This is a genomic window from Streptomyces lasiicapitis, from assembly GCF_014646335.1.
In the GTDB taxonomy this organism is placed as follows: Bacteria; Actinomycetota; Actinomycetes; order Streptomycetales; family Streptomycetaceae; genus Streptomyces; species Streptomyces lasiicapitis.
Window position 1 is genome coordinate 376,214 of sequence record NZ_BMNG01000009.1, and the last position, 12,110, is coordinate 388,323.

The window sequence follows — 12,110 nt, forward strand, 5'->3', positions numbered from 1 at the left end:
CGGACCGGGGATGTGGTGCGCTGGCGTGCGGACGGGAACCTGGAGTATCTCGGGCGCGCGGATGACCAGGTGAAGCTGCGTGGCTTCCGTATCGAACTCGGCGAGATCGAAGCGGCGTTGGAGTCCCACTCCGCTGTGGCCGAGTCCGCGGTGCTGGTGCGTGAGGACGTGCCGGGGGACAAGCGTCTGGTCGCGTACGTCGTCCCGGCTGCTTCCGGCAACACGGTGGACACGGCGGCTCTGCGGGCACACGTGGGCCGAGTCCTGCCGGAGTACATGGTCCCGTCGGCCACGGTCGTGTTGGAGGCGCTGCCGGTAACGGTCAACGGCAAGCTCGACCGCCGCGCACTCCCCGCACCCGAATACACGGCTGCAGGTAGCGGCCGTGGCCCCGCTTCGCTCCAGGAGGAGATCCTGTGCGCGGTGTTCGCCGAGGTGCTGGGTGTCCCCAGCGTCGGTGTCGACGACAACTTCTTCGAGTTGGGCGGCCATTCCCTCCTCGCGGTGTCGCTGGTGGAGCGGTTGAGGGCACGCGGTGTGCCGGTCAGTGTGCGGGCGCTCTTCGCCGCTCCGACGGTGGCCGGGCTGGTTGCCGCCTCGATGGACCGTGAAGCCGTATCGGTGCCGGAGAACCTGATTCCGGCGGGTGCCGAAGCCATCACGCCGGAGATGCTGCCGCTGGTGGACCTGACGGCGGAGGAGATCGAGCGGATCACGGCCGGGATGCCGGGCGGGGCGGCGAACATCGCCGACGTCTACCCCCTCGCTCCCCTCCAGGAGGGCTTGTTCTTCCACCACTTGATGACCGGTGAGGGCGGAGCGGACGTCTACCTCCAGCAGACGGCGCTGCGGTTCGACTCCCGGGGACGGCTCGACCAGTTCCTGGACGCGCTGCAGAAGGTGGTCGACCGGCACGACATCCTGCGGACAGGTTTCGCGTGGGAGGGTCTGCGTGAGCCGGTGCAAGTAGTGGCGCGCGAGGCTGCCGTCCCTGTCGACGAGATCCACCTCGACGTGCAGGCCGAAGGGGACGCGGTCGAGCAGCTTCTCGCTTCGTGTGCTGCCTCGATGGACGTCGGGCGAGCTCCGCTGCTGCGTGCGTACATCGCTGCCGAACCGGGCGGCGACCGCTGGCTGATGGCCCTCCAGAACCACCACCTCGTACTGGACCACACCACCTTCGACGTCCTCCTGGACGAGGTGCGCGCTCTGCTGCGCGGTGACGGAGAGGGGTTGGCCACGCCGGTTCCGTTCCGGGAGTTCGTGGCGCAGGCGCGTCTTGGTGTGTCGCGTGCGGAGCATGAGCGGTTCTTCGGTGAGCTGTTGAGCGGTGTGACCGAGCCGACGGCGCCGTACGGTCTCCTCGACCTGCGCAGGGAAGGCTCCGTCGGCATCACCGACGTGAGCACGACGTTGGACGAGGGTCTTGCCGCCCGGCTGCGGGAGCAGGCGCGGCGCTTGGGCGTGAGCCCGGCGACGCTGTTCCACCTGGTGTGGGCGCGGGTCGTCGCGGTGACGTCGGGTCGCGATGACGTGGTGTTCGGCAGTGTGCTGTTCGGTCGTATGCAGGCGGGCGCGGGTGCGGATCGTACGCCAGGTCTGTTCATCAACACGCTGCCGGTACGTGTGCCCACGGGCCGGGTGGCGGTGGGCGAGGCGGTGCGGGGCATGCAGAAGCAGCTCGCCGACCTCCTCGTCCACGAGCACGCCTCGCTCACGCTTGCCCAGCAGGCGGCCGATCTCGCGGCGGAAACCCCGCTGTTCACCTCCCTGCTCAACTACCGGCACGACATGGCCAGTAGCGCAGGACCGGACGACGCCCTGAGCGGCGCCCTCGAAGGGGTCGAGCTGCTCTCGGCCCACGAGCGCACCAACTACCCCCTCGCCGTGTCCATCGACGACGCGGGCACCGACTTCGGCGTCACCGTCCAAGCGGCCGATCCGATCGCGCCGCAGGATGTCTGCGCGCTGATCCACACCGTGACCGCGGAGCTCGTCCGCGTACTCGAAGAGGAGAGCGCCACCGAGCTGTGCCGCATCGAGGCCCTCGGCGCGACCGAGCAGCACCGCGTTCTCACAGCCTGGAACGACACGGCGCGGGACACGCGCCCGACGACGCTGACCGAACTGTGGCACGCACAGGTGGCCGGGACCCCCGAGGCCGTCGCCCTCGTCCACGAAGGCGCGGAACTGACCTACGCCGAACTCGACGCGCGAGCCGGTCGATGGGCCGACGCGCTCGTCGACCGGGGCGTCGGTCCTGAGCAGCTCGTGGCGATCGCCCTGCCGCGCTCCGCGGACACGGTGGTCGCGCTCCTTGCGGTACTGAAGGCCGGTGGCGCCTATCTGCCGCTGGACCCGAGCCACCCTGCCGAGCGCACGGCCCACGTACTGAAGGACGCCCGCCCCGCCGTGCTGATCACGGCGAGGGCGCTGGCGGAGGGCTTCGCCGGCGACGACACGGTCGTGCCCCGCCTCCTCGTCGAGGACCTGGACGCTGTCGAGCCGTCCGCCGGTCGTGCGGCTCGGGCAGCGGAAGCTCTGGCGTCCCACCCGGCGTACGTCATCTACACCTCGGGCTCGACGGGCCGCCCCAAGGGCGTCGTCGTCAGCCACGGCTCCGCCGCCGAGTTCGCCACCGGCATCGCTTCGGCCTACGGGATCGGCGACCAGGACCGCGTACTCGGCTTCGCGGCCTTCACCTTCGACGTGTCCGTCTTCGAGGTGTTCACCACCCTGCTCGTCGGGGCCACACTGGTCCTGGCAGGGGACGAGGACCGGCTCAACGCCGACCGGCTCCAAGCCCTCATGGCCGGGCAGGGCGTGACCGTCGCCGAACTGCCGCCCGCCCTGATGCCGTTGCTGCGTCCCGAGGGGCTGCCGGCGCTGCGCCTGGTGTCCACGGGAGGCGAGCTGCCCGCCGGTCGACTTGTCGACCAGTGGGCAGGCTCTGGACGGGAGTTCTGGAACGGCTACGGGCCGACCGAGACGACCGTCGCCGTCACGCTCATGCGATGCGTCCCCCCGTCCCACGGCCAGGCCCCGCCGATCGGCGGCCCCATGCCGAACACGCGCGTCTTCGTGCTGGACGCGGGGCTGCGGCCGGTGCCGGTGGGTGTCGCGGGTGAGTTGTACGTCGCGGGTGCTCAGCTGGCGCGCGGCTACCTGGGCCGCCCCGGCCTTTCGGCGGAGCGCTTCATCGCGTGCCCGTTCGGGGCCGCCGGCGAGCGGATGTACCGCACCGGTGACGTGGTGCGCTGGCGCGCGGACGGGAACCTGGAGTTCCTCGGCCGCGCCGACGACCAGGTCAAGGTCCGCGGCTTCCGCATCGAACTCGGCGAAGTCGAGACCGCGTTGGTGTCACACGCGGATGTCGCGCAGGTGGCGGTGCTGGTGCGCGAGGACATACCGGGCGACAAGCGTCTGGTCGCGTACGTCGTCCCGGCCGAGGCCGCGGTGGATGCCGCCGCGCTGCGGACGCACGTGGGCCGCGTGCTGCCGGAGTACATGGTGCCGTCGGCGGTCGTCGCGCTTGAGGCGCTGCCGCTGACCGCGCACGGCAAGCTGGACCGTCGCGCGCTGCCCGCTCCGGAGTACACGGCTGCTGGTGGCGGCCGTGGTCCCGTCTCCCTCCAAGAAGAGATCCTGTGTTCGGTGTTCGCCGAGGTGCTTGGCGTGCCGAATGTGGGAGTGGATGACAACTTCTTCGAGTTGGGCGGTCACTCTCTGCTTGCGGTTCGTTTGGTGAGTCGTGTGCGGTCGGTGCTGGGTGTGGAGATTGGTGTGCGGGCGGTGTTCGAGGCGCCGTCGGTGGGCTTGTTGGTGGAGCGGTTGGAGGGTGCTGAGGGGGCGCGGCCGGCGTTGTCGGCGCGGGTGCGGCCGGAGTTGGTGCCGTTGTCGTTCGCGCAGCAGCGGTTGTGGTTCCTGGGCGAGTTGGAGGGGCCGAACGCCACGTACAACATTCCCGCGGGCATCCGGCTGCGCGGGGAGCTGGACGTGCAGGCCCTGGGTGCGGCGCTGAACGATGTGGTGGCGCGGCACGAGGTGCTGCGCACGGTGTTCCCGATGGTGGGAGGCCAGCCTCAGCAGCAGGTTCTCGACAGCGACTCGGTCGGCTGTGACTTGAAGGTTGTGGACGTCTCCTCGGCCGACCTGGGTGAGGAGATCGCTGAGGCGGCCGGGTCTGTGTTTGACCTGTCGGTCGATGCTCCGCTGCGTGCGTGGTTGTTCGTGACGGGTGCGGATGAGTACGTGTTGATGTTGGTGCTGCATCACGTGGCGGGTGATGGCTGGTCGATGGCGCCGCTGGCGCGTGATGTGTCGGTGGCGTACGCGGCCCGCACCGCCGGGCAGGCGCCGGTTTGGGAGCCGCTTCCCGTGCAGTACGCGGACTACGCGCTGTGGCAGCGGGAACTCCTCGGTGAGGAGAGCGACCCCGACAGCGTGATGGCCCGCCAGCTCGCGTACTGGCGCCACATGTTGGCGGACGTACCGGACGAGCTGGTGCTTCCGGTGGACCGGCCGCGCCCGGCCGTCGCCTCGCACCGCGGTGACATCGTGGAACTCGGCGTGGACGCCGGGGTGCATGCGCGGCTCGTAGAAATCGCGCGGGCACACGGTGTCACCCTGTTCATGGTGTTGCAGGCGGGCATGGCGGCGCTGTTGAGCCGTCTGGGCGCGGGCCGCGACATTCCGTTCGGTGTTCCTGTGGCCGGGCGTTCGGATGAGGCGTTGGAGGAGCTGGTCGGGTTCTTCGTGAACACGCTGGTGATCCGCACCGACGTGAGCGGCGACCCGTCCTTCGCCGAGTTGCTGGAGCGGGTGCGGGAGACCGGTCTGGGTGCCTACGCGCATCAGGACATCCCGTTCGAGCGGCTCGTGGAGGAGCTGGCGCCGACGCGGTCCATGGCACGCCACCCCCTCTTCCAAGTCATGCTGGCCCTGCAGAACAACGCCCGGGCCGACCTGGACTTCCCCGGCCTTCGGGCCGAGGCCGTACCCGCGGGCCACGTCTCGGCCAAGTTCGACCTGGAGATCGGCCTCAGCGAGCAGTTCGGCCCCGGCGGCGAGCCCACCGGGCTGCACGGCAGCATCATCTACGCCACGGACCTGTTCGACCGTGCGACGGCCGAGTGGATGGCCAAGCTCTACACCCGGGTCCTGGACGCCGTGACGGCCGATACGGCGACGCCGCTCAGCAGGGTGGAGATCCTCGAAGAGACCGAGCGCAGGACGATCCTCGAGGAGTGGAACGACACCGAGCACCACACCCCCGGGCGGAACCTGCCGGAGCTGTTGCAGCACCAGGCGGAACACACCCCTGACGCGGTCGCCGTGCTCTTCCAGGACGTCGAGGACGGCCTCGGGCACGACCGCGACGAACTGACCTACGCACAGCTGCACGCCAGGGCCAATCGCCTCGCACGGCTGCTCATGGCGCACGGCGTGGGACCCGAGACGCTCGTCGCCGTCTGCATGGAGCGTTCGCCGGACCTGGTCGTGACGCTCCTCGCGGTCCTGAAGGCAGGGGGCGCGTACGTACCGATCGACCCGGAGTACCCGGCCGACCGCATCGCCCACGTCCTGGACGACGCCCGGCCCGCGGTCGTCCTCACCAGCCGTGCCACCGAAGCGGCACTGGAAACGGGCAACGGCACCAACCGGATCGTGGTCGACGAGCAGCGGACCGCGTCCGCGCTTGCCGACCTCGACGCCGCGGCGATCGACGACAGGGAGCGCACGTCCGCGCTGCTGCCCACCCATCCCGCGTACGTCATCTACACCTCGGGCTCCACGGGCCGCCCCAAGGGCGTCGCCGTGCCGCACCGGGCCGTGACGAACTTCCTCGCGGCGATGGGCGACCGCTGCCCGCTGGACGAGCGGGACCGCCTGCTCGCGGTCACCACCGTGGCCTTCGACATCCACGTCCTGGAGCTCTACCTGCCGCTGCTCGCGGGCGCGTCCGTGGTGGTCGCACCGCGTACGGCGGTACGGGACCCGCGCCTGCTCGTGGCCCTTGCCGAACGCCTCGACGTCACCGTCATGCAGGCCACGCCGACGCTGTGGCAGGCCGTACTCGACGAGGACGCCACGGCCATGAAGCGGGCACGCGTCCTGGTGGGCGGCGAGGCGCTGCCGTCCTCCCTCGCCGACCGGATGCTGGAGACCTCCGGGGACGTCACGAACCTGTACGGCCCGACCGAGGCGACCGTGTGGGCGACCACCGCCGAGCTGACCGCGGGCGAGCAGGGCTCGGTCCCCTCGATCGGGCGCCCCCTGTGGAACACCCGGGCGTACGTTCTCGACGACAGGATGCAGCCGGTGCCCGCGGGCGTCGCGGGCGAGCTGTACCTGGCCGGCGACCAGCTGGCGCGCGGCTACCAGGGCCGCCCTGACCTGACGGCGGAGCGCTTCGTGGCATGCCCGTTCGGGGCTCCCGGCGCGCGCATGTACCGCACGGGCGACCTGGTGCGCTGGAGCGCCGACGGCAGCCTGGAGTACCTCACCCGCGTCGACGACCAGGTCAAGATCCGGGGCTTCCGGATCGAGCTCGGCGAGATCGAGGCGGGGCTCACGGCCCACGCCGACGTGGCCCAGGCCGTGGTGGTCGCCCGCGACGACGCCCACGGCTCGCGGCAACTCGTCGCCTACGTAGTCCCGGGCTCCCGCGCGGAGGAACGGAACCAGGAGCGCGAGGACCGCCAGGTCGAGGACTGGCAGAGCGTGTACGACTCCCTGTACCGGGACATGGCACCGGACGACGGCACCGAGCTCGGTGAGAACTTCGACGTCTGGGTCAGCGTCTACGACGGCAGCCGCATCCCCGAGAGCCACCTCCAGGAGTGGCGGTCCGTCATCGTGGACCGCATCCTCGACCTGGAGCCCCGCCGCATCCTCGAACTCGGCGTCGGCAACGGCCCGCTCCTGGCCCGTCTCGCGCCCCGGTGCGAGGAGTACTGGGGCACCGACCTCTCGGTCGAGGGCATCGAGGTGCTCCGCCGAGGAGTGGAGCAGCGGCCGGAGCTGCGCGACCGGGTCCACCTGCGCGCGCAGGGAGCCGACGTCACCGACGGTCTGCCGCGGGACTACTTCGACACCATCGTGCTCAACTCCGTCGTCCAGTACTTCCCGAACACGGAGTACCTCCTGGAGGTCCTGCGCAACGCCGTGGACCTCCTCGCCCCCGGCGGGCGGATCTTCGTCGGTGACGTGCGCAACCTGCGCCTGCACCGCTGTCTGTCCGCCGCGGTCGCGCTGCGCAGGCACGGGCCGGGGAGCGAGGCGGACGCGGTGCGCCGGGCCGTCGAGCAGATGCTCCTGAGCGAGCAGGAACTGCTCGTCGACCCCGACTTCTTCCCCGCGCTGTGCGCCGCGTCGAAGGAGCTGGAGCACGCCGACATCCTGGTCAAGCGGGGTGTGCACCACCACGAGATGTCCCGGCACCGCTACGACGTGGTCCTGCACAAAAAGTCCGCCGCACAGCCCTTCGCACAGTCCTCCCGAGAGTCCTCCGCACAGCCCTACGGAGAGTCCTCCGCGCAGCCCGTCACACGCGCCGAGGAGACGGCGCTGCGCTGGGGCACGGACGTGACCGACCTCGCCGGGCTCGCCGACCTGCTGCGCACCGACCGGCCCGCCGTGCTCCGCGTGGCCCGCGTACCCCATCGCGGCCTCGCCGGTGAGATCGCCGCGCTGCGCCTCCTGGACGCGGGAGAACCCGTGGACACGGCGCTCGCCGCGCTCGGCGGCGACGGCTCGGCGGCCGGGGCACTGGACGCCGAGGACCTCCACCTGCTGGGCGAACGCCTCGGCTACCGGACCGCGGTCACCTGGACCGGCGCCGCCGACGACGGCTCGATGGACGCCGTCTTCGAGGCGCTGGAGTCCGGCGACCAGCGAGAGGCGCCGGAGTCCGGCGACCGGCGACCGGGCGGACCCGCCGACGCGTACCGGCCCGCGGGACCCCGCAGGTCCGATCTCGCCTCGTACACCAACAACCCCGTGGCCAGGAGCCGGAGCGGGGCGGCCCTGACCGGCACGCTCCGCGACCACCTGCGCGACCGGCTGCCCGAGTACATGGTCCCCGCGGCCTTCGTGGTCCTCGACGCCCTGCCCCAGACGGCCAACGGCAAGCTGGACCGGCGAGCGCTGCCCGCGCCCGGCCACACCCCGGGCGTGGCCGGGCGGGCCCCCGCGTCGGTGCAGGAAGAGGTCCTCTGCGGAGTCTTCGCCGAGGTGCTCGGGCTTCCCCAAGTCGGCGTCGACGGCAACTTCTTCGAGCTGGGCGGCCACTCCCTCCTCGGGGTGCGCCTCGCCGACCGGATCCGGTCCGTGCTGGGCGTCGAGATCGGCATCCGCGACCTGTTCGAGGCGGCGACCCCCGAAGCGCTTGCCGCCCGCCTCGCGGACGCCGGCATGACCCAGGAAGCACTCGGGGGCCTCCTCCCCATCCGCGCCAAGGGCAGCAGGCCGCCGTACTTCTGCGTCCACCCGGCCGGCGGGGCGGGCTGGTGCTACGTCCCGCTGACGCGCCACATGCCCCAGGACCAGCCGCTGTACGCCCTTCAGGCCCGCGGCCTCGGCCCGGTGCCGGAGGAACTGCCGCCCTCGGTGCGGGACATGGCGGCGGACTACGTCGCACAGATCCGCGCGGTCCAGGAGACGGGTCCGTACCACCTCCTTGGCTGGTCCTTCGGCGGAATCGTGGCGCACGAGATGGCCGTACTGCTCCGGGCCGAAGGGCACGAGGTCGCCGCTCTGGTGATCATGGACGCCTATCCGATGCCGGAAGAAGAGAACGCCGACGACAGCGCCGAGCCGGTGGACCTCACGGAGGTCGTGGTGCAGGGCGCAGGCCGGTTCGGAGCCGAGCTGTCACCGGAGGAGATCGACCGCTTCGCGCGGGTCATCGACAACAACGCCCGCATCCAGCGCGCCCACGTGCCAGGCGTGTTCGACGGCGACGCACTCGTCGTCGTGGCAGCCGAGGACCGCGAGGAGAGCGGCGCCGACGCCGGACTGTGGGCCCCCCACGTCTCCGGCGTCACGGCCGAGACCGAAGTGCCCTGCCGGCACGACGACATGGCACACCCGGACATGCTGCGGCGGGTCTGGGACGCCGTGACAGAGCACGCGCGCCCCTCCCAAGAGCCCGTGCGCCCGACCCAAGAGCACACGCGCCCGACCCAGGGGCAGTGAACCCGCCATCCCACGGAATTGGAATCAAGTGAGAAAATCAGAGATGCGCCATTATTCTCTGGTCTGTCCGGTATGCGGGCTGAAGCAGACGGATGACGGGCTGACGCTGTCCTGCGTTAGCGACCACGCGCCGGCGCTGTTGCAGACGGAGTACGAGACGCGGACGTTCGAGCCGCTGCGGGACGTCGAAGGGATCTTCCGGTACCGCCCGTGGCTTCCGGTCGTCCGCACCTTCGCCGGTGCGGGGCGTACGACGGTGCTGCGCAGCGAACGCCTGTGCCGCTTCCTCGGCATGCCCGGCCTCCGCATCGCCTTCAACGGCTACTGGCCGGAGCGGGGCGGATTCCTGGAGACCGGCACCTTCAAGGAGTTGGAGGCGTACACGGTCCTCGGCCGGATGCCGGAGAAGTCGCCGGTCCTCGTCGTCGCGTCCGCGGGCAACACCGCGGCCGCGTTCGCCGCGGTCTGCTCCCGGTACGCCGTACCGTGCCTCCTGATCATTCCCGAGACGGGGCTCGACCGGCTCAAGCTGCGCGAGGAACTGCACCCCGCGGTGCGCCTCGTCGTGGTGGAGGACGCCGACTACGCGGACGCGATCGCGCTGTCCGAAGAGGCCGCGAAGTGGCCGGGATTCGTCCTGGAGGGAGGCGTGCGGAACGTCGCCCGCCGCGACGGTCTCGGCACCGTGATGTACGCGGCGGCGGAAGAGACGGGCGAGCTGCCCGAGTACTACTTCCAGGCGGTCGGCAGCGCCGCGGGTGCGATCGCCGTGCACGAGGCCGCCAAGCGCGTACGGGGGACGACGTCCGCGCCCACGGCCGCCCTGCCCCGCCTCATGCTCTCGCAGAACGCCGGGTTCGCGCCGATCCACCGGGCCTGGCAGGGGCGGACGCGGGCCTTCACCCCTGAGGGAGGGGGCCAGCACTCCCTCCGGGACGTGTTCGCGGACGAGCTGACCAACAGGCGGCCGCCCTACGCGGTGCACTCGGGCGTGTTCGACGTGCTCACCGAGAGCGGCGGCGATGTGGTCACCGTCGACAGGGAAGCCGCTGTGGCGGCCCGGGAGGTCTTCGACGAGCTGGAGTCGATCGACCTCGAACCGGCCGCGGCGGTTGCGGCGGCGTCACTCTTCACCGCGGTCACGGAAGGAAGGATTCCGCGGGATGCCTCCGTGCTCCTGAACATCACGGGCGGCGGCCGGGCACGGATGGCCCGGGACCACGCGTTGCGGCAGGCCGAACCTCATCTCCGGGTGCGGGTGGACGGATCCCACGACGCGGCACTCGACTCCATCAGGGAGCTGTTCGACGCTGCCGACGCCCACTCCGCGGGGAGTGAGTGCCGGTGACGACGACGGTCACCGCCCGTATGGCGGAGATGCTGTCCGAACTGCGGGACCGGATAGGCGCCCCGGCCCTGGCCGAGGGCGAGGACCCGGAACCGTGGACCACCGCGGGGGACGTCCTGGCGTCCTTCCTCGGTGACCCCGAACTGCTGACCCCGGCGCAGTGGGAAGCCGACCCGCACGCCTACCGGCAGCACCTGTTGCACGCCGAACCGGACGGCTCCTTCTCCGTGGTGGCGCTGGTCTGGCTGCCGGGCCAGGAGACCCCGGTCCATGACCATGTGGCCTGGTGCGTGGTGGGCGTGCACCGCGGCGAGGAGGTCGAGGAGCACTTCCGCGTCGCCACGGACGACCACGGGCCCCACCTGGTCCCGGTGGCGCGCAGCGTGAACGCCGAGGGGTCGGTGACGTCCGTCTGCCCGCCGGGCGACATCCATCTCGTACGCAACGGGACGAGCGACAAGGTGGTGTCCCTGCACATCTACGGAGCGAACGTCGCGGCGCGGGGGACGAGCATCCGGCGCAGCTACGACGACTTGCCGGTCCGTGACCTTCCGGTCCACGACTTGCCGGTCCGCGACCTTTCCGTCCGCACGTGAGGTCGGGCGCCGGGTCGGTTCCGCCGATCCGACGCCTCCTCAAGGGGGGACCAGTGCGCGCACGTTCGAGCGTGGCGCGATCGTTCAGGGACATCTCCGCGACAGATCCCAGCAGCTTTCGAAATGCGCCCCTGCCGTGCGCCCCCTGTGGGGCTAGCGTCCCTGGGTCATGGGACACCTGGACCACGCGACCTTCGGCTGGCTGACGCCTGCGCTGTCGTACGTGATGGCGTGCGTCGGCGCCGCGCTCGGCCTGCAGTGCACCGTGCGTGCCCTGGGCACGACGGGACGCTCACGGCGCAACTGGCTCCTCACCGCGGCCTCGGCGATCGGTACCGGCATCTGGACGATGCACTTCGTGGCGATGCTCGGCTTCGGCGTCAGCGGCACACAGATCCGCTACGACGTGCCGCTGACGCTCCTGAGCCTGCTCGTCGCCATGGCCGTCGTCGGCGCCGGAGTCTTCGCCGTCGGCTACGGCCGCGACCGCGGGCGCTCGCTCGCCCTCGGCGGCCTCACCACGGGGCTCGGCGTCGCGAGCATGCACTACCTGGGCATGGCCGCACTGCGCCTGCACGGAGACGTCGGCTACGACCCGGTCCTCGTCGCCCTGTCCGTGGTGATCGCCGTGGTCGCGGCGACCGCCGCCCTCTGGGCGGCGCTGAACATCAAGTCGACGCTCGCGGTGGCCGTCGCCTCGCTCGTCATGGGCGGCGCGGTGAGCAGCATGCACTACACCGGCATGCTCGCCGTGAGCGTGCGCGTCGCCCCCTCCGGGGCGGCACTGCCCGGGGCCACGACGATGCAGTTCATCTTCCCCCTCGCCGTGGGCCTGGGCTCTTATCTATTCCTGACCTCGGCGTTCGTCGCACTGTCCCCCAGCGCGGGCGAACGCGCGGCCTCCGCGTCGGCTCAACGCCCCGTCGAGCGCACAGCTCCGTAGCGGCCGCTCAGGCTCCGGCGACGAG

General features: G+C 71.2%; 4 protein-coding genes (1 of these 4 cut by a window edge). All 4 read left to right on the forward strand.

The features are described from left to right. Positions 1–9,198, forward strand: the 3' portion of a protein-coding gene (locus IEY91_RS21605) for a non-ribosomal peptide synthetase (protein ID WP_189175284.1). The gene continues 2,553 nt to the left of window position 1, outside the view; only the last 9,198 of its 11,751 coding nucleotides appear in the window; its start codon lies beyond the left edge, outside the window; the stop codon is at positions 9,196–9,198. 43 nt (positions 9,199–9,241) lie between these two features. Next, positions 9,242–10,546: a cysteate synthase gene (locus IEY91_RS21610; protein ID WP_189175285.1), complete on the forward strand. Its 1,305-nt coding sequence runs from the start codon at positions 9,242–9,244 to the stop codon at positions 10,544–10,546. Further along, positions 10,543–11,142, forward strand: a complete 600-nt coding sequence (locus tag IEY91_RS21615) for a cysteine dioxygenase family protein (protein ID WP_229697132.1) — start codon at positions 10,543–10,545, stop codon at positions 11,140–11,142. Before IEY91_RS21610 ends, IEY91_RS21615 begins: the two co-directional genes overlap by 4 nt. 169 nt (positions 11,143–11,311) lie before the next feature. Continuing rightward, positions 11,312–12,085: an MHYT domain-containing protein gene (locus IEY91_RS21620; protein WP_164317547.1), complete on the forward strand. Its 774-nt coding sequence runs from the start codon at positions 11,312–11,314 to the stop codon at positions 12,083–12,085. Positions 12,086–12,110 lie beyond the last annotated feature (25 nt).